This window comes from Alloacidobacterium dinghuense (genome assembly GCF_014274465.1).
GTDB classification, from domain to species: domain Bacteria; phylum Acidobacteriota; class Terriglobia; order Terriglobales; family Acidobacteriaceae; genus Alloacidobacterium; species Alloacidobacterium dinghuense.
This window is the reverse complement of sequence record NZ_CP060394.1, coordinates 2,752,766-2,770,905: the sequence shown is the minus strand read 5'-3', so window position 1 is coordinate 2,770,905 and position 18,140 is coordinate 2,752,766. Positions and strand designations below refer to the sequence as shown.

The 18,140-nt window shown below is 56.4% G+C and carries 14 protein-coding genes; 8 read left to right on the top strand and 6 right to left on the bottom strand.

The window, feature by feature from the left end; genetic code table 11:
• Positions 1 to 253: 253 nt before the first annotated feature.
• On the top strand, positions 254 to 1,165 hold the full coding sequence (locus H7849_RS11240; RefSeq protein WP_186746558.1) for an alpha/beta fold hydrolase: 912 nt from the start codon (positions 254 to 256) through the stop codon (positions 1,163 to 1,165).
• A 209-nt stretch (positions 1,166 to 1,374) separates the two neighbouring features.
• On the opposite strand, the gene H7849_RS11235 is transcribed toward H7849_RS11240, so the two are convergent.
• Positions 1,375 to 2,754, bottom strand: coding sequence for a glycerate kinase type-2 family protein (locus tag H7849_RS11235; RefSeq protein WP_186746556.1), 1,380 nt, complete (start codon positions 2,752 to 2,754; stop codon positions 1,375 to 1,377).
• Positions 2,751 to 3,428 carry an alpha/beta hydrolase gene (locus H7849_RS11230; RefSeq protein WP_186746555.1) on the bottom strand — a complete coding sequence of 226 codons (678 nt, stop codon included), beginning with the start codon at positions 3,426 to 3,428 and terminating at the stop codon, positions 2,751 to 2,753. The genes H7849_RS11235 and H7849_RS11230 overlap by 4 nt, the downstream gene beginning before the upstream one ends.
• Positions 3,429 to 3,522: 94 nt before the next feature.
• On the opposite strand from H7849_RS11230, the gene H7849_RS11225 reads away from it, so the two are divergent.
• Positions 3,523 to 4,536 (top strand): M20/M25/M40 family metallo-hydrolase, encoded by a 1,014-nt coding sequence (locus H7849_RS11225; protein ID WP_186747432.1) that lies wholly within the window; start codon positions 3,523 to 3,525, stop codon positions 4,534 to 4,536.
• A gap of 50 nt (positions 4,537 to 4,586) precedes the next feature.
• Positions 4,587 to 6,698, top strand: coding sequence for a thioredoxin domain-containing protein (locus H7849_RS11220; protein ID WP_186746553.1), 2,112 nt, complete (start codon positions 4,587 to 4,589; stop codon positions 6,696 to 6,698).
• A 63-nt stretch (positions 6,699 to 6,761) separates the two neighbouring features.
• On the opposite strand, the gene H7849_RS11215 is transcribed toward H7849_RS11220, so the two are convergent.
• Positions 6,762 to 7,760 carry a mechanosensitive ion channel family protein gene (locus tag H7849_RS11215; RefSeq protein ID WP_251106749.1) on the bottom strand — a complete coding sequence of 333 codons (999 nt, stop codon included), beginning with the start codon at positions 7,758 to 7,760 and terminating at the stop codon, positions 6,762 to 6,764.
• Positions 7,761 to 7,784: 24 nt separating this feature from the next.
• Here H7849_RS11215 and H7849_RS11210 point away from each other — a divergent pair, with 24 nt between their 5' ends.
• Complete coding sequence (locus H7849_RS11210; protein WP_186746551.1) at positions 7,785 to 8,177, top strand: flagellar basal body L-ring protein FlgH; 393 nt, start codon at positions 7,785 to 7,787, stop codon at positions 8,175 to 8,177.
• Positions 8,178 to 8,324: 147 nt separating this feature from the next.
• Complete coding sequence (locus H7849_RS11205) at positions 8,325 to 8,882, top strand: HdeD family acid-resistance protein (protein ID WP_186746550.1); 558 nt, start codon at positions 8,325 to 8,327, stop codon at positions 8,880 to 8,882.
• Between the two features lie 4 nt (positions 8,883 to 8,886).
• Here H7849_RS11205 and H7849_RS11200 read toward each other — a convergent pair whose 3' ends face one another.
• Positions 8,887 to 9,930, bottom strand: coding sequence for a PP2C family protein-serine/threonine phosphatase (locus tag H7849_RS11200; protein WP_186746548.1), 1,044 nt, complete (start codon positions 9,928 to 9,930; stop codon positions 8,887 to 8,889).
• A gap of 281 nt (positions 9,931 to 10,211) precedes the next feature.
• Complete coding sequence (locus H7849_RS11195; RefSeq protein WP_186746547.1) at positions 10,212 to 12,476, bottom strand: sodium-translocating pyrophosphatase; 2,265 nt, start codon at positions 12,474 to 12,476, stop codon at positions 10,212 to 10,214.
• Positions 12,477 to 12,914: 438 nt separating this feature from the next.
• Between H7849_RS11195 and H7849_RS11190 the strand changes: the two genes are divergently transcribed.
• Positions 12,915 to 15,086, top strand: coding sequence for an alpha-ketoacid dehydrogenase subunit alpha/beta (locus H7849_RS11190; RefSeq protein WP_186746545.1), 2,172 nt, complete (start codon positions 12,915 to 12,917; stop codon positions 15,084 to 15,086).
• Positions 15,087 to 15,479: 393 nt separating this feature from the next.
• On the opposite strand, the gene H7849_RS11185 is transcribed toward H7849_RS11190, so the two are convergent.
• Positions 15,480 to 15,692 carry a DUF3185 domain-containing protein gene (locus H7849_RS11185; protein ID WP_186746543.1) on the bottom strand — a complete coding sequence of 71 codons (213 nt, stop codon included), beginning with the start codon at positions 15,690 to 15,692 and terminating at the stop codon, positions 15,480 to 15,482.
• A gap of 191 nt (positions 15,693 to 15,883) precedes the next feature.
• On the opposite strand from H7849_RS11185, the gene H7849_RS11180 reads away from it, so the two are divergent.
• Both H7849_RS11180 and H7849_RS11175 read left to right on the top strand, forming a co-directional pair.
• The gene (locus H7849_RS11180; RefSeq protein WP_349627468.1) at positions 15,884 to 16,726 is read left to right on the top strand and encodes a DUF5677 domain-containing protein; all 843 of its coding nucleotides are present in this window, start codon (positions 15,884 to 15,886) and stop codon (positions 16,724 to 16,726) included.
• A gap of 130 nt (positions 16,727 to 16,856) precedes the next feature.
• Complete coding sequence (locus tag H7849_RS11175) at positions 16,857 to 18,116, top strand: DUF1501 domain-containing protein (protein ID WP_186746539.1); 1,260 nt, start codon at positions 16,857 to 16,859, stop codon at positions 18,114 to 18,116.
• The last annotated feature ends 24 nt before the right edge of the window (positions 18,117 to 18,140 follow it).

Here is an 18,140-nt window from a genome sequence, read left to right as displayed (position 1 = left end):
TCGAAATTACACGTGTGACGAGGGTTAGCGTATTTGGGATGAAATTTTCGGTATCTTGCTATGGAAAACCATAGGCGGTTTGAAGCTTAAAACGCCTTTCATCCTGTGCAAATCGGGTCCTGCGGCTGGTATTTGGAACTGTGGACATAAAAGGCATCTTTTTGGGTCATACACTTGTCTTAAAAATTAGTTTAATATTTTGTGAATTTGCTGGGCTGCTGGAGCGTACGCGGAGTCTGGCCGAGGGTTTTCGATGGCATTAGCAAGCTGGATACTGGCGGACGATCCGCGAGTCAATGAGATTTCGGTCCCGGTCAACGGACACAGGATGTATTGCCTTACAACGGGCAATGGTCCGTCTCTCCTTCTTCTGCATGGACTTCTGGGATCGGCACATGCCTGGTATCCCTGCCTTTCAAGGCTGGGGCAGGATTCGTTCGTCTACGCCGTCGATTCGTTCGGGATCGGACGGTCGGACCGCGTGCCGGGTCTTGACGCAAGCCTGCGTGCGCATGCCGATCGCATGGCGACTTTCCTTGACGAAGTGGGCATTGGCCGGGCGGACATCATGGGAACGTCGCATGGGGGCGCCGTGGCGATGATGCTGGCGGCGCGTCATCCGGAAAGGGTGCGCAGCCTGTTGTTGCACGCTCCGGCTAATCCGTTTTCTCTCCTAGGTGATCCGATGGTGCATTTCTACCGGACTCCGCTGGGGCGGTGGTTCGCAAACCAAGTTCCGAATCTGCCGGAAAAACTGCAGGAACTGGCGCTGGGTCGCATGTATGGGAACAGCAAGCTCGTTCGGCAAGAAGCATTGGAGCGCTATATGAGCTCGCTGCGTGTTCCGGGAACCGTGCAGCACGTGCTGAATATTCTGGATAGCTGGTTCGAGGATATGCGCGAGCTTGGGGCTTCGCTGGAAAAACTGCGTGATGTGCCGACCCTGCTGATGTGGGGGACACGCGATCGGGCGGTCAGTCTGGAATCAGGCCGCCAGCTCGAAAAGGTGCTTCCTCGCGCAGAGATGGTGATCCTCCCCGGTGTAGGGCACCTCCCGCACGACGAGGCTCCGATCGCATTTTCAGATGTGGCGAACGCTTTTCTCAGGAAAATCGACCGCAGTGAGGCGGCGCATGGGCCGCAACTTGTTCGATCTACTCTCTAAGCCTCGTGCGAGTGATCGTCTGCCTTGCGGCTGGTGGCCCACAGAATTCCCACTACAAAAATGGTCGCGAAGGTACCAATAACGAACAGAGCCAAGTTGCTTCTCCTTTTCCGAACGGCTAATGCTTCCAGAATACCGCATGCCTGTAGCAGCTTAGATTGATTCAGCTACGGATCATTCTCCGGCAACTCTTCGAGCGTCGCCGCGACTTACTCGTCGCGAGAGGCAAGCAGAATGCGAAGGTCGCGAAGATTATTGCCTGTTGGTCCGGTGATGATCGTGTCGCCGAGGGCGGTGAAGAGGGGGCAAGTATCGAACCGGACTAGATTCCCTTCCGGATCGAAGTGGAATTCGCGGGCGCGCGCTATGGTCGTCGTATCCACGATGGCACCGGCAGCAGGGCTGTTGCCGTCGATGCCGTCGGATCCGGCGCTGAGGACTACGAGCGGCTGACCTTCGTACCTGGCAAGGTCAAAGGCTGACGCGAGCGCGAACTGCTGATTGCGTCCGCCACATCCAGGCTGCGGGCCGAGCTGGACCGTCACTTCACCGCTTGAGAGCAGGCACAGCCTTGGATGCTGAGCGCGAAGCTCATGAAAGCGCTTCAGCAAATAGCGAGATGCATCGGCATAATCCCAGTCATCACAGGCGTTGTCGATGACTACGCGGAAGCCGAGTTCCTGCGCGCGGTCGCGGGCTGCGTTCAGGAAATCGTGGTTCGACAGCAGAGTGTCAAATTGCGTGTGACGGAATGCCTCGTCCGCAATCGGGCCGTGTGTTTCGGCGGCAACGTCAGACGAGAGCGATTCGAAATAGGTGCGCACGGAGGGCGGAAATTTTTCGAGCAGATGAAATCGTGCCAAGACTTCGCGGCAGTCCTCAAGGGTTGATTGATTGGGCAGTGTGGGTGATGAAGCAACCGAACCAAGATCCTTGAGAGGCACGTCGGCGAGAAGCAGCGAGAGCTTTTCTGCTTCGGGCGCAGCCAGCGCGAGGCGTCCGCCTTTTACAGCGGAGAAATATTTTCGGATGGTATTGATCTCAGTGATGGAGGCGCCGGATGCGATGAGCGTCTCGTGAAAGGCAATCGTATCGTCGAGTGAAATCTTCTGGTTGCGCGGCAATTCGAGCATGGCGGAGCCGCCGCCGCTAATGAGAAAGAATACGAAGGTATCCTTGCGAGCCCGCTTGAGGAGCTTGAGCGTGGCTTCTGCGGCTGCGAAAGAATCTTCGTTGGGAAGAGGATGGCCACCGGTGAAGTACCGGATACGCCAGTTTCTCTTCTTCGGTGTTACGGGTGCGCAACAGACGCCACGCAGGTGAATTTTCTTTGGCAACCGCTCGATCAGAGCGTCGAGCATGGTCATGGCCGCCTTGCCAAAGGAAATGACAAATACCTTCTTATATCGATCGAGCGGGATGGAGACAGGCTTCAGCGCTGCCGATGGATGGCGGATCAGAGTTGTGCCATCGAAGTGGAGATGACGATCGAATGCCTTGCCGATGTCGCACGCGTCGAGCGCATGCAGAAACATACTTTGCGCTGCCGAGTGGAGCTCTTCGAGTTTCGGGCCGGTTTCGGGGGTCATGAGACTCTGGCAGGAAGAAAATGCATTTGCACCCAGTTGCGAATGGCAAGCTGGACCTGATCCAGTTTACCTACGAAGAAGTGATCCGCATCATCGATCCACACTAGCTCTGCGGGCTGTTTTGCGGAGTGAACAACATCTTCGACCCGCAACTGTGGTCCATATTGATCGCGCGCGCCGCTGATAAAGAGCTTCGGTTGCGGACACGAAGGCAGGAAACGGTAGTGATAGTCGCGACCCTCGGCTTGAACGGGCAATCCCAGAGCGATCAGTCCTTTGACGCGCTCGTCGCCGCAGCAGGCTTGCAGACCCATGGCTGCGCCAAAGGAGAATCCGGCAAACAGAATGGGAAGGTGGTATTCGCGTTCCAGCCAGTCGAGAGCCGCCTGAACATCACTTCGTTCTTCGTGTCCATCATGCGAGCCTTCGCTTAATCCGATACCGCGGAAGTTGAATCGCAGCACCGGCAATCCAAAGGACTGGAGCGCCTTCATGGCGTGGTAGACGACCTTGTTGTGCATCGTCCCGCCGCCGAGCGGATGCGGATGGCAAACGAGGGCAGCGTATGGAGCATCGCTTGAGCCGGTGTTCAATAGAGCTTCGAGCCTGCCTGCGGGGCCGCGCAGGTCGTCGATTGTGCGTAGCACTGCGGAGCCGGAAGAGATCGTTGTCATGTTTCTCAAGTATTGTAGCCAAGCCGTCGGTCAAACGAGCGGAACAAGGCGGATTCACCGGGAGGCGAGCGAGGTTGGGGTATTCTGGGACACGATGACGCTTGATCCGATTCAACTGACGCGCAGACTGATCGACATCGAATCGATTACCTATAACGAAGGGGCGGTGGGTGCATTTCTTGCGGAGTTTCTCGCGGGGCGTAATTTTGCTGTCGAAACAACACCGGTTGACCAGCCGGAGAACAAAGGAGAGCGATTCAACGTGTACGCCGGAGTTGTGAAGCAGACGCCGGATGTTGTTCTCTCGACGCACCTGGATACAGTGCCGCCGTTTATTCCCAGCAGTGAAGACGACCTGAACATCTACGGACGTGGAGCTTGCGATGCAAAGGGGATCATTGCGGCGCAGATCGCCGCGGCAGAGCGCTTGCGTGAAGACGGCGTGAAGGTCGGGCTGCTCTTTGTCGTTGGTGAAGAGCGCGATTCGGGCGGCGCCAAGCTTGCGAATACGCAACCGAAGGGCAGCAGATTTCTGATCAACGGCGAGCCTACGGATAATCGATTGGCGATTGCATCGAAGGGTGCATTGCGTGTGCTGATCCGCGCGAAAGGAAAGATGGCCCATTCGGCGTATCCGGAACTGGGTGAGAGCGCAATTCACAAGCTGGTTGAGGCACTGGATCGAGTCCTGGCGATTCCGATGCCCGTGACGGAAGGCGTGGGACCGTGCAATCTGAATATCGGTTTGCTCGAAGGCGGGCGTGCTACGAATGTGATTGCGGACCATGCGGAAGCGCAGATGCTGGTGCGTCTGGTTGGTCCGTCCGAACCGGTGCGCACAGCGATTCTCGATGCCGTGGGCGATCTGGCAGAGGTTCACTTCACACTTGATCTTCCTTTTATTCGCATGCGGCAATTGGATGGCCTGCCGACAATGGTTGCTGCGTTCACGACGGATATTCCTGCTCTGTTGAACTGGGGTGAGCCCGTGTTGCTTGGCCCCGGATCGATTCATGTGGCGCACACTCCGCATGAAAAGCTGGCCAAGCGCGAACTTTTGGAAGCCGTGGATCTATATGTGCAGATTGCGCGGCGGCTGGTCGGCTGAGGACTCTGCTCTTTTGGTCGTGCTTCATGTAAGACGATAGACTTTAAGGGATGAGTGAATACAACTCCCTCGAACATGCTGCGTCTTCGTATCTGCGCTCTGCCATGCATCAGCCGGTGAAGTGGCACGAGTGGTCACCGGAAGCGTTTGCGCTCGCGGCGAAAGAAGACAAGCCGATTCTGCTCGATATTGGCGCGGTCTGGTGTCACTGGTGCCATGTAATGGATCGCGAGTCGTATGAAGACGCTTCGCTCGCGCAGGTCATCAATCAACATTTTGTGGCGGTGAAGGTCGACCGCGATGAGCGCCCCGATGTGGACAGCCGCTATCAGGCTGCGGTGCAGGCTATGAGCGGACAGGGCGGCTGGCCGCTGACGGCGATTCTGACTCCAGAGGGGATGCCGTTTTTCGGAGGGACGTACTTTCCGCGCGACGACCGTTACGGGCGTCCGGGGTTTGAGCGCGTGCTGCGAACACTCGCCGATGTGTGGACGACAAAGCGTGGCGACGCTCTGGAAACAGCGGGCAGCGTTGTGGCTGCGATCGAGCATGGCGAGAGCTTTTCCGGACGCAGCAGTTCGCTGAGTCTGGAACTGGCAGATAAGCTGGTTGCAAGCGCCGTGAGCCAATTCGATCCGCGTCACGGCGGCTTTGGCACGCAGCCGAAATTCCCGCATCCGGCTGCGCTCGATCTATTGATTGACGTGGCCGCGCGCACCGGTAACGAGAGAGCGAAGGAAGCCGCGACCGTGACGCTCAAGAAGATGGCTTCCGGCGGTATCTACGATCACCTTGGCGGAGGGTTTCACCGCTATTCCGTTGATGAGCGCTGGGTGGTGCCGCATTTCGAAAAGATGCTGTATGACAATGCGGAACTGCTGAAGAACTACGTGCATGCGTTCCAGACATTTGTGGACCCGGAGTTCGCGCGTGTCGCCAAGGACATGATGCGCTGGATGGATGAATGGCTTACCGACCGCGAGCACGGGGGCTTTTATGCGTCGCAGGACGCGGACGTATCGTTCGATGACGATGGCGACTATTTCACATGGACGAAGGAAGAAGCGGCGGCTGTTCTAACTGAAAATGAGTTGGCGGTGGTGGGAATTTATTTCGATATCGGCGAGATGGGAGACATGCACCACGATCCGAAAAAGAATGTGCTGCATGTGAAGTACACCGTCGAGGACGTTACACAGAGGCTGTCGCGTAGCGTCGAAGGTGTTCGAAACGACTTGGCATCAGCGCAGAAAAAGCTCTACGCTGCGCGATTGACGCGGCCCACGCCGTTCGTGGACAAAACCGTTTATACAAGCTGGAATGCGCTTGCTGTCTCGGCCTATCTTGAGGCTGCGCATGTGCTGCAGATCGCGGCTCCACGCGACTTCGCGCTGAAGACGCTGGATCGGATCCTATGCGAGGGATGGGATAAGGATTCCGGGTTAGCGCACGTCATCGCGTACTCAGATCAAAAGCAGGCCCGGCAGCGGGTGGCCGGTGTTCTGGACGACTATGCTTTTCTCGCGCTGGCGTGCGTCGATGGGTGGCAATCCACTGGAGAACTTCGCTACTACAAAGCAGCTATGGAAATTGGCGAAGCGATGGTGGAGCGCTTCTATGATTCGACGGGCGGAGGCTTCTACGACACAGAAAGGCCGGAAGGAGAAGTGCTGGGTGCGCTATCAGCGCGTCGCAAGCCGCTGCAGGATACGCCGACGCCTGCTGGCAATCCGGCTGCTGCAGCGGCGCTGTTGCGTCTCGAAGCGCTGAGCGGACGCGCCGATTTTCGTGAAAAAGCGGAAGATACACTCGAGCATTTCGGCGGTGTTGTCGAGCATTTTGGTTTGTACGCCGGCACCTATGGGCTTGCGCTGGAGCGATTGTTACTGCCGCAGGTCCAGGTTGTCGTTATTGGCGATGATGAACAGGCACAACAACTGGCCACTATTGCCAGCGCTCGCTACGCGGTGAACAAAAGCATCATTACTATACAACGCAATCAGGTAACATGGGTGAATCTTCCTCCTGTGCTGGCAGACACGTTGCCGCAACTTCCGTTGCTTGAAGAAGAGACGAGCTTTGCGGTCGTCTGCCGGGGCAATGCGTGCCAGCCGCCCACGCGAGATAGCGAAGAGTTGTTGAAAGAATTGAGCGGAATCTAAAGCTGCGCTCTTCCATCGTCTCAGTAGATCGCCGCATGGAAAGCCGCTGATTTGCGGCGATTATCACAAGCCTTCGCCGGTGAAGGGGTTGATTTCATTTGCCTTGGCTGCGGTTGGATCGGCCGGCTTCGATGCGGCTTCGCTGTCGCGCGCGCCGACCACCTGAAAGTTTGATCCATAAACGCGTAACGGATCTCCCGGCAGCATCCCGTTTTCGGCCAAGGCGATCCGGATGCGCCGCTGTGTTTCGCGCATCGGCGCCCACTGCTTGTCAGCCTTCGTTTTGAGCTGCACCGGGTAGATCACCTGCGATCCCTTGATGGTGTCGACGCCAAGCAGTGTGGGGTCGCTGATGAAGAGATCGCTGTAAGCGGGATCGTTGCGTACGCCCATAGCGACTTCTTTCAGCAATGCAAGAACTTTGTCTGGATCGGCGGAGAAATCGACCGAGACATTGATGGTTGCAACGGAATAATCGCGGGTGAGATTGGCAACGGTGGTGATCTGCGAATTTGGAATAACATACAGCGTGCCATCGCCATCGCGCACGGTGGTTTTGCGTAATGAAAGAGACTCAACGATGCCGGTCAATCCCGCCAACCGGACTTTGTCTCCAACGTTGTACTGATCTTCGATGAGAATAAGAATCCCGTTCAGGCAGTCTTTCACAATTGTCTGTGCCGCCAGGCCTATGGCAACCCCGGCGACGCCGGCGCTGGCGAGCAGCGGCCCCAACTCGAATCCCAGCTTCGGCAATATCTCCATCGCCGCAACGATGGCGATAAATCCAATCCCTGTCGCGCGGATGACAGATGCGAGCGTGCGCACCTGCGCCAAGCGAGCTGCACCGGCCCCATGCCGCTCGGTGATGCGGACAACGCGATTTGTGATGGCCTTCAGAACACGGCTAAGAACCCATGCGAGGATCAGGGTGATTACGATTGGCGGGAGTTTTTCGTATGCAAAGGCCTGCAGGTCATCGAGAAATTTCGCGCTATACGACGTATGAACGTCATTTGCAGCAAAGATGGAGGAGAGCGAAAGCATAGGTGTCACGAACATAGCAAACATTCTTATAATGGCCTGATGCGATGTTTAGATGCCAATTCGCTACGGCTGAGTCTTTTTGCGGTGGTTGTCGTTCTCGGTGGTTGTTTCCTGACGGCGAAAGCGCAGCAGACGCTGCCTCCCATTACCACGCGTCCGCCCGTGTCTCCTGGTCAAGCGCCAAATTCAAGCGATGAGAACGATGGAGATACCATGGCGCACCGGGCGATGGTGCAGCAGGCGCAGAGGCGGAATGACCAGCGCCAGAAGGATATCGTTACTGACACGGCCAAGCTGCTGACTCTTACGGAACAACTCAAGGACGAGGTGGCAAAAAGCGACAAGGATCAGATGTCTGTCTCCGTGATCAAGAAGGCTGAGGAAATTGAGAAGCTGGCTAAGGCTGTTAAGGAGAAGATGAAGGGAAGCTAGCGCCCTGCGTTTTCCTTAGCATCCTAATGTGTTCGCGAGTATGATGTTGCGGAAAAACCTGCTCCAATAAAACGGTCTTCGGTACTGTCAGCATCTTTGTAAAACGCTGAATCTGTGGTTGTGGTCATTCTCCTTGAAGGGGGTCGCATGGCAACAGATGCACTCAGCACTACGCTTAAGCGCGGAACGGGGCTGGCTATTGCCTGGGCCGTAATTCTGATCATCTGCGGATTTATATCGCTATGCCTGCCGTCGCTTGCAGGAATCAGCATGGCCTACGTGCTGGCCACTTTGATCCTGGTTGCAGGCGTTATTCACTTAACTACGGCTCCAGTCAGCGGCGGATTCGGCGGTTATCTCTGGCGCACACTCGTCGGTATCGTCTACATCATTGGCGGAATCTGGCTGCTCATGCACCCGGTAATCGGATTGATTTCTTTCACATTTGTTCTTGGCATCATCTTTTTGATCGAAGGATTTTTCGCCATCATTCATTTCTTCTCGATGCGCAAGACGGCTGGTTCCGGATGGCTGTTGTTTGACGGCGTGGTTACTCTGCTTCTTGCCCTTTTGATTCTCGACCGCTGGCCTTCGAGCGCAGCCTGGGCGATTGCTACGATTGTCGGCGTAAACCTTCTCATCAGTGGAATCACGCGCCTGATGGCGCTGCTTGCGGTGCGGCGTTTTCTGAACGCGGCAGCCTAGGCGGCTATAGCCTTCGGATCAGCAACAGCGTCTGGTCGTCAATCTGTTTGCCGAAGGCGCGAGCGGCCGTGAGTATCGCGGTTGCCATATCAGGAAGGCTGCTCGTAGCGTGACGGGCGATTACTTCCTGCAGGCGGATAAGACCGAACTCGTCTTCAGATTTGTCGCTGGCTTCAAGAATTCCATCTGTTACGACGATGAGCAGGTCGCGGGAGGCCATGGTCGTGGCTGCCGAAGAATAGCCGTCGACCGGCAAAAGCCCAAGTGGAAACTGTTCTGTTGAGAGGTGCTCTGAGCGCGCGTCGGCGCGGTAATGCAAAATTGGCGGATGCGCGGCCAGTGCGTAGAAGACGCTGCCATCGGGATTCAGACGAAAGCCGGCGAACGTGGCATACATCTGCGGTTCTTTTACGCTAGGGAGCACGCGGTTCAGCCTGTCCATGAGCACAGGCAAAACCATGCGCGCATCAGTTGATGCAGCATCGAGCAGGGCCGTGCGCGCAGCGGTCTTCAGCATTCCCATCAGGATGCCGGCCTGCAGGCCATGACCCGCAATGTCGGCGATGTAGGCAACCGTGCTGCCGTCTTCGAGTTCGAGCGCGTCGACGAGATCGCCGCCAACCTTCTCACTCGGATCGGAGCGGCCGTAGAGTTCGAACTGCTCTGTCCGCAGATGAATCGGCGGTACGAGTGTCTTCTGGATACCGTGAGCCAGTTCGAGTTCATTGCTGAGCCGGAATGCCTCACGGCCTTCGCCCCGAAGGAAGCGGACGAAGAAGGAATACGAAAGAATCACCAGCACCAAAATGGCAATCGCATCAACCCGAACGCCAGCTTCGGGGGCAGGCTCGCGCAAGTGATAATGGCGAGTGGCGATAGGAACGAGGTAGCCGAATGCGATCCAAAGGGGAATCTGAAGGACTGATACGACAAAGAAAAGATATGTCCTGAGCCGTAGGGCGATGAAGAGATACAGGTTTGCCGTCAGGCCGCTGAGAATTGCATTCGCCGCAAGAATCACATAAGGGAGGCGTCCCAGGCTGGTCAAGTCGCCAAAGACTCCAAGAATGCAAAAGAGGCAAAATACCGCGGCGAAAAAGGGCCACAACCTCTTAAATGGGACAGAACGATAGTACCGATAGTCCTGTCTGCGCCTATACCAAAGATAATGTAGCATCGAAGTCCGTCTTCGCCTTTAGAGATTACTGATAATCCTGCCTGGACCAGGGTTCTTTGCTTCGCCAAACCATTGCGGAACAATAGCAGAGATTGTGACGAGAAATAAAAGGCCGCCTTGCGGGGCGGCCTTTTATATGGCTCCGAACATTCTCAGACGAAGAGGGGAGCCAGCACCAGTGTTACGGTCGCCAGCAGTTTGATGAGCACGTGCAACGACGGCCCGGCTGTGTCCTTGAAAGGATCGCCAACCGTGTCGCCCACAACTGCAGCCTTGTGCGCTTCTGAGCGTTTGCCGCCATACTGGCCAGTCTCAATGAACTTCTTGGCGTTGTCCCATGCGCCGCCGCCGTTGTTCATCAGCATAGCGAGCAAGATACCGGAGATGGTGCCGACCATGAGCAGTGCGGCAACAGCCTCAGCTCCGCTCAGGTTCACAGGGATGCCGTGGATGGTTGGAGAATCGGCTAGCTCCTTGAGGTTGAAGGTCGAACTGAAATGTCGAAAGATGACGCCCACTGCGAGCGGCATCGCAACCGCGAGCACACCCGGCAAGACCATTTCCTTGAGCGCCGCTCCGGTGACGATGTGGACGCAGCGTCCGTAATCAGGCTGCGACGTGCCTTCCATGATGCCGGGATTCTCTTTGAACTGCTGGTGGACATCCTGAATCACGGTTTGCGCGGCGCGGCCTACAGCTTTGATCGCCATCGAGGAGAAAAGGTAGGTCAACATTGCACCCAGCAATGCGCCGACGAAGACGGGCACCGATGCAAGGTTGACATTCGAGAAGCTCCACGATGCCGGCAAAACTTCGCCCGCAGCAGCGAGCCGCTGGCTAACGATGTCGTGAATAGCCTCGAGGTAAGCGGAGAAGAGCAGGAAGGCCGCTAGGGAGGCTGAACCGATGGCGTATCCCTTGGTGAGTGCCTTCGTTGTGTTTCCGGCGGCGTCAAGCTTGTCGGTTTTTTCGCGAATGTCGTGCGGCTGGTTACTCATTTCAATGATGCCGCCAGCATTGTCGGTGATGGGACCGAAGGTATCCATCGCCAGGATGTAAGCCGCTGAAGAGAGCATGCCCATGGTTGCAATGGCAGTGCCATAGATGCCCTTTGAGTATTCGGAAATCGTGGATACGTCGGCCAATCCACGTGTGCCGAAATAGTAGCTGAACAGCAGTGCGCAGCCGATAACGATGACCGGAACTGCGGGGGTTTCCATGCCGACGGCGATTCCGCTGATGATGTTCGTCGCTGGGCCGGTCAGCGAGGCCTTGGCGATACTCTGCACCGGACGAAAGCGCGTTTCCGTGTAGTACTCGGTGATGCGGACGAAGAGGAACGAGGTGATGATGCCACAGATACCGCATCCGAGCAGCCACCAGCGTCCCTGCAGCATGTAGTAGACCGCAACCGCAAAGCCGACGAGCGCCAGAATCGACGTGACATAATAGCCCCGGTTGAGCGCGTGCATCGGATCTTCGTCTTCCTTGCTGTGCACAATGCTGACGCCGATGATGCTGGCGATGAGATTGATCGCTTGCACGATGAGCGGGAAGAGAATGCCCTTGATTCCGAAGACGGGGTAGAGCGCAGCGCCGAGAATCATGGCGCCGACGTTCTCTGCGGCAGTCGACTCGAAGATGTCTGCGCCGCGACCTGCGCAATCGCCGACGTTGTCGCCCACGAGGTCCGCAATGACAGCCGGGTTGCGGGGATCGTCTTCCGGAATTCCAGCTTCGACTTTGCCAACCAGATCAGCGCCTACGTCAGCAGCCTTGGTATAGATGCCGCCACCGAGCTGGGCAAAGAGCGCCACCAAGGATGCTCCAAAGCCAAAGCCGACGAGCTTGAACGGGGTCTCCTGCGGGTGTTGCAGTCCGCCGAAGAGAAGAAAGAGAACGCCGACTCCGAGCAGTGAGAGTGCTACCACGATGAGCCCTGTCACGGCGCCGCCGCGCAGCGCGATCTGCAGTGCTTTTCCCAAGCTTGTGCGAGCAGCCGATGCTGTACGGATGTTCGAGCGAATGGACACCCACATACCCGTTTGACCTGCGAGCGCCGAGCAGGTTGCGCCGATCAGGAAGCTGATGACGACTTTATTCGCATATGGAGCAGTAAACGGCGAGAGACGATAGCCAAGATAAAGAATGATGGCGAGTGCTACGGCAATCATCGCGATCGTACCGTACTGCCTGCGCATAAAGGCTTCCGCTCCCTGGCGGATAGCGTCGGAGATGCGTTGCATGTCTGCCGTTCCAGTGTCGGAACTGAGGACAGAGCGTGCGAAGACCAGCGCTGCGATCAGGCCAAGGAGGCCGACTGCGAGCGCGATCCAGAGATAGAGACTGTCAGAGCTTGTGTTTAAGGAATCCGTGGCCTGCCAGAAAAATGCAGCCAGCGAGGAGTAAAACGACATTCAATGTCCTCCAGAGAATAGCAATCACCCAATCTTGCGCTTCCGGCATCTGCACACTCCGGAATCAGAAACATATCAGAACCAGAATTCAAATGAGATGCGGAAATGGCCTCAATGCGAGCCGGAACCTTCCGGGCAGACATCATTATGAAAACGTTGAATTAAAGCACGTTGCGAAAACGATGGTCAATGCGCGCACTCACGGATAGATGATCGAAGCCGCGGCGGCAATATTGGGTCGGTTTCGGGTAGCTGATCCATTATTACTTTCTTAGAATAGAAATAACAAAAAGCTGCCGGTTCCCGGTTCCGGTTCGGGGCATCAAAGTACGGTTGGATTGTTTCGAGACGACAGACAGACTTTGGCGAAAGCTGTACAATCACCTGTCGCCTGGGTTGTTCGAGTTATCCCAGGAACGATGATAGAGGTTCTTTTGAATGGCAAAAGCAGCGGTAAGCGGCGCTGAGCAGCATGAAACAAGTGTGGTTTCAGGCGTCGATTCTGAGCGCCTGATTGAAGTCTACCGTCTTATGTATCTTTCGCGGCGCACCGATGACCGCGAAATCCTGCTCAAGCGGCAGCAGAAAATCTTCTTCCAGATTTCCGGCGCTGGTCATGAGGCCCTTTTGGTGGCTGCAGGCATGGCGCTCAAGCCCGGCTACGACTGGTTTTTCCCTTACTATCGCGACCGCGCGCTTTGCCTTACGCTTGGCAGCACCGTCGAAGACATGCTGCTGCAGGCTGTCGGTGCTGCCGCCGATCCGTCGAGCGGTGGCCGCCAGATGCCGTCGCACTGGGGCAATACCAAGCTGAATATTGTGTCGCAATCTTCGGCTACCGCGACGCAGGTCTTGCATGCTGTGGGATGCGCTGAGGCGGGGCGTTATTTCTCGCGCCATCCGGAAGCGGCGGAGCATGAGGGTGATTATCGCGCTTTCAAAGACGTCGTCTTCCACGGTGACGAGGTTGTTTACGTTTCGCTCGGCGAGGGTTCGACGAGCCAGGGTGAGTTCTGGGAGGCGCTGAATACCGCTTCGAACCTCAAGCTGCCAGTGCTGTTCGTAGTCGAGGACAACAAGTACGCCATCTCGGTTCCCGTCGAGGTAAATACGCCGGGCGGCAACATCTCAAAGCTGGTTGCAAATTTCCCGAATTTCTATTTTGCCGAGGTCGACGGGACCGATCCGATTGAAAGCTATCGGGTTTTTGAAGAGGCGGTCGCGCATTGCCGAGCGGGCAATGGGCCTGCCTTCGTGCACGGGCATGTGACGCGGCCTTACTCGCACTCATTTTCCGACGACGATCGTGCGTACCGGCCGAAGAGCGAGCTTGAGGCTGACTCGTTGCGCGATCCGCTGCAGAAGATGCAGATGTTCCTGCTGCGCGAGGGCATTCTCGATGCCGAGGCGATCAATCGCCTGGAGAAAGAGGTCGACGAAGAGGTTCGTCAGGCTGCCGAGCGTGCCTTGCGCGCGCCGTTTCCGGAACCGGCGAGCATCCCGCTACATGTGTACTCCGAGAATTACGATCCGGCGCGCGCCGACTTGCAGACCAAACCTGCGCAGACGTCTGACACGCAGGAACGTACGATGGCGGACCTCATCAATGCCTGCCTCAAGGACGAGATGCGGCGCGATCCGCGCATCGTCGTATTCGGCGAAGACGTGGCCGACTGCAGTCGTGAGGAGTATCTGCGCGAAGGGCTGGTCAAGGGCAAGGGTGGCGTCTTTAAGCTGACGGCGGGACTGCAGAGTGAATTTGGCAGCGATCGCGCCTTCAATTCGCCGCTGGCTGAGGCGAACATCGTCGGTCGCGCTGTTGGACAGGCTGTGCGTGGCTTGAAGCCAGTGGTGGAGATCCAGTTCTTCGACTACTTCTGGCCGGCGATGCACCAGATGCGCAATGAGCTGAGCTCAATGCGCTGGCGGTCGAACGGAACGTTCTCCGCGCCTGCTGTGGTTCGCGTTGCTATCGGCGGCTATCTTACCGGCGGCTCGATTTATCACTCGCAGTCGGGCGAGAGCATCTTTACCCATACCCCCGGCGTCCGAGTGGTGTTTCCGTCGAATGCGCTCGATGCCAACGGCTTGTTGCGGACGGCGATCCGCTGCGACGATCCGGTGCTCTTTCTTGAGCACAAGCGTCTCTATCGCGAGACGTTTGGCCGGGCGCCGTATCCCGGACCCGATTACATGATTCCCTTCGGCAAGGCTAAGACCGTGCGTGGGGGCAAGGACCTGACCATTGTGACTTACGGCGCCGTAGTTCCGCGTGCTCTGCAGGCGGCGCAGAAGGCGCAGCGCGAGCATGGCATCGAGGCGGAGATTCTCGATCTGCGCACGCTCAGCCCTTATGACTGGGAGGCGATTGCGACCTCGGTGAAGAAAACCAGCCGGGTCATCGTTGCCTACGAAGACATGCTGAGCTGGGGCTATGGGGCGGAAATTGCGGCCCGTATCGCCGATGAGCTATTCGAAGACCTCGATGCTCCGGTGAAGCGAGTGGCTGCGATGGACACCTTTGTGGCTTACCAGCCGCTGCTGGAGGATGTGATCCTGCCGCAGCCAGACCACATCTACCAGGCGATTGCGAAGCTCATGAAGTACTAAAGGGGGTGGTTTTCACCCCCCGTACATTTTGTAAATTCCTCATAATGCAGATACTTGCGCTGCACAGATGTTGGTCTTCGACTGCCGCTCAAGAGGGTGATGCAGGCTCTTTTGGATTTTTCGTTATCAAGCTGAAGCTGATTGGAGGAATGGGTTGCTAACTTCGGAGGCGGGTTTGTTTTTCGGCTACCCCTCCCCCATCTTTTCCTAAATTCCTCGTATTGCAGCCACTTAGCCGCAATAGATCGTTTCGAGCTTGCGGCTCTCGGAGATTTTCCGCCTATATCCAGTTTAGCGAATTCGGCAAAATTCTCCGCCACTGATCGTTGCGACGATTACATCTTGGAATCAGGAATTTGCAGAGATTCTTGGCAAGACAGGGCTTGACAACGCCTAGCGGCCCTTCCCGCCGATGAGCATGAGAGCAGCTCCGCCCGCGATGGCAACGACCCCAAGAACCGGCGGCAGTGGAATGTTGTGGGTTTCCTTCTTCTCGGCTTGAATGGGGCCTATGTCGATAACCTTCTTGTGTGTGGTGTAGGTGATGCCGCCATAGATCAGGGCGATGACACCCAGAACAATCAAAACAATTCCTGCAACTTTCATGCTGTTCCCCTCGGAGAATTTAGCGTTCGTTCATCTGAAGGGCGGGTGAGGGATTTTCGTTGTCCGATAAGGGAACCGATACGAAGTTGCTTTTATTGGCAAACTTTGCCGGAGGAAATGTGCTCTCCCTCAACTTCCTCCATATTCTTTCGAGACTTGCACGCGATTGATGACTAGGGCAGACTCCGGGTATGCAAACCGCAACCGCAATCTACGGGTTTCCGGACGCCGCGACTGCTTTCGAGCAAAGACATCCTGCGTTCAACGAAAGAATGGGAAATTTCGAACGTGCCATTACGATAGCGTTTGTCCGAACGCAGAATATGACATCTCCGGCCGACAGATTCGTGTATTTCTTCGGCACCCTCATCGCCGAGGACTTCATGGAAATCTTTCTTGTTTCGGTGAACGGCTACGGCGCAGCAGCAATGAAATTGCTCCGTACGATGTATGAGCAAACTGTTACTCTGCGTTATCTGAACGACCATCCGGACGAAGTGCAGGATTTCCTAGATTTCAATGCCGTACAACTTCAAAAGCTCATAAAGCCCATTGAGGAAACATTCGGGACAAAGGTTCTGTCCGACGAACTGAAAGAAGAACAGAGGAAAAAGTTTGAAGCGGTCAAAAACCGATTCATGGTGAAGTCATGCAAGTCGAAAACGTGCGACGAAATGCGGCTAAGCCACACATGGAGCAAACTGGATTTCGTATCGATGGCCAAGAAAGCGGGACACATCGGAACTCTCATTGTCCCCGGCTATTTCATCCCGCTGCGCCATGCGCACCCGACATTAGGCTCGTTGAGCGGACGAGTTGAAATCGTTGGCGACCGCATGGAGTTTAAGTCCGAGCATCAGCCTGATATGGCTGACCAAGCACTCATGACCGCACACAATTGCGTGCTCATCGCACTAGAGATTCAAGCCGAGCGGTTCAACATCGAGGGGCTGAGGGAAGCCATAGATGTCTGCGTCCGGGATTGGCGCGACATCTGGTCTTCGGGTTGGGTGATCCCGGGCGAGAATCCGTGATGGCACCATGTTTATGCAGTGCTAGAAATTGGCAGCCAAGAACCTTTCCAGAAATGAAGTTCTGCCGCAACTTTGGCATGGAAATGCGGGTCTGCTGAAAACAGTGAGTTGATTTTCTGCCGGAGTATCCATGGCAATTACACGGCGAGCATTTATGAAGGGCGGAGCGATGGCCGTCGTGGGCACCTCTGCGATTCCAAGTTTTCTGACGCGGACGGTGCTGGCGCAGGCTACGACTGCACAGGCGCAGGGTAAGAAGCTGGTCGTCATCTTTCAGCGCGGCGCGGCGGACGGCCTGAATATCGTCGTGCCGCATCGCGAGAGCGCCTACTACCAGATGCGCCCGACGATCGCGATTCAGCAAAACCAGGTCATCGATCTGGATGGGTTTTTCGGGGTGCATCCGGCGATGCAGCCGCTCAAGCCTCTCTGGGACCAGAGGCATCTGGCCATCGTCCACGCCTGCGGCTCGCCCGATCCGACGCGCTCGCATTTCGACGCTCAGGATTATATGGAGAGCGGCACTCCCGGGGTGAAAGCGACGAATGATGGCTGGCTGAACCGCGCACTCCAGTCCGAAGATGCGATGCATGCTGGCAGAAAGTATTCGGCCTTTCGCGCAGTGGCTCTGGGTACACAGGTTCCAAGAACACTTGAGGGCAAAATCCCGGCTGTGGCCATCAACAATGTTCGTGATTTCAGCGTAGGTGGGCAGAACCCGGCGGCAGCTCCCATCGCCGCCAGCTTTCAAACCATGTATGCCGACAGTGTGAATGCTGTTTTGCACGGGACGGGTACAGAGACTTTTGAGGCTGTAAAGATGCTGCAGGCGACCGATCCTGCGAAATACACGCCTGCGCCGGGCGCGAACTACCCCAACGGTCCGTTTGGAAACAGCCTGCGGCAGGTCGCGCAGCTACTCAAGGCCAATCTGGGTGTGGAGGCTGCCTTTACCGATATTGGCGGATGGGACACGCACCAGAACCAGGGGAATGCGACCGGTCAGCTTGCCAATCGGCTGAAGGACTTCAGTGAAGGAATTGCCGCCTTCTGGACGGACATGGGTGATCAGGCGAACGACATTGTTCTGGTCACAATGTCGGAGTTTGGCCGGACGGTCCACCAGAACGGTACTGGAGGCACCGATCACGGTCACGCCAACGTCATGTTCGTTGTTGGCGGTGACGTTCAAGGTGGACGGGTGTATGGAAGGTGGCCGGGAATGCGCCAGGATCAGCTCTACGAAGGACGCGATCTGGCCATCACGACAGACTTCCGGCAGGTTCTAGGCGAGGCAGCTTATAAGACGGTCGGCGCACGGAACCTGGATCTCGTCTTTCCCGGAGCAGATTTAAAAAGCAATCGCTTCCTCAATATTTTGAAGGCTTAACTTGAAGTATTTTCTGTCTTGGTT

Excerpts from the sequence above, each read along its gene's own strand:
- H7849_RS11240 (WP_186746558.1), top strand. The coding sequence starts at position 254 with ATGGCATTAGCAAGCTGGATACTGGCGGACGATCCGCGAGTCAATGAG.
- H7849_RS11235 (WP_186746556.1), bottom strand. The coding sequence starts at position 2,754 with ATGACCCCCGAAACCGGCCCGAAACTCGAAGAGCTCCACTCGGCAGCG.
- H7849_RS11230 (WP_186746555.1), bottom strand. The coding sequence starts at position 3,428 with ATGACAACGATCTCTTCCGGCTCCGCAGTGCTACGCACAATCGACGAC.
- H7849_RS11225 (WP_186747432.1), top strand. The coding sequence starts at position 3,523 with ATGACGCTTGATCCGATTCAACTGACGCGCAGACTGATCGACATCGAA.
- H7849_RS11220 (WP_186746553.1), top strand. The coding sequence starts at position 4,587 with ATGAGTGAATACAACTCCCTCGAACATGCTGCGTCTTCGTATCTGCGC.
- H7849_RS11215 (WP_251106749.1), bottom strand. The coding sequence starts at position 7,760 with ATGTTCGTGACACCTATGCTTTCGCTCTCCTCCATCTTTGCTGCAAAT.
- H7849_RS11210 (WP_186746551.1), top strand. The coding sequence starts at position 7,785 with ATGCGATGTTTAGATGCCAATTCGCTACGGCTGAGTCTTTTTGCGGTG.
- H7849_RS11205 (WP_186746550.1), top strand. The coding sequence starts at position 8,325 with ATGGCAACAGATGCACTCAGCACTACGCTTAAGCGCGGAACGGGGCTG.
- H7849_RS11195 (WP_186746547.1), bottom strand. The coding sequence starts at position 12,476 with ATGTCGTTTTACTCCTCGCTGGCTGCATTTTTCTGGCAGGCCACGGAT.
- H7849_RS11190 (WP_186746545.1), top strand. The coding sequence starts at position 12,915 with ATGGCAAAAGCAGCGGTAAGCGGCGCTGAGCAGCATGAAACAAGTGTG.
- H7849_RS11185 (WP_186746543.1), bottom strand. The coding sequence starts at position 15,692 with ATGAAAGTTGCAGGAATTGTTTTGATTGTTCTGGGTGTCATCGCCCTG.
- H7849_RS11180 (WP_349627468.1), top strand. The coding sequence starts at position 15,884 with ATGCAAACCGCAACCGCAATCTACGGGTTTCCGGACGCCGCGACTGCT.
- H7849_RS11175 (WP_186746539.1), top strand. The coding sequence starts at position 16,857 with ATGGCAATTACACGGCGAGCATTTATGAAGGGCGGAGCGATGGCCGTC.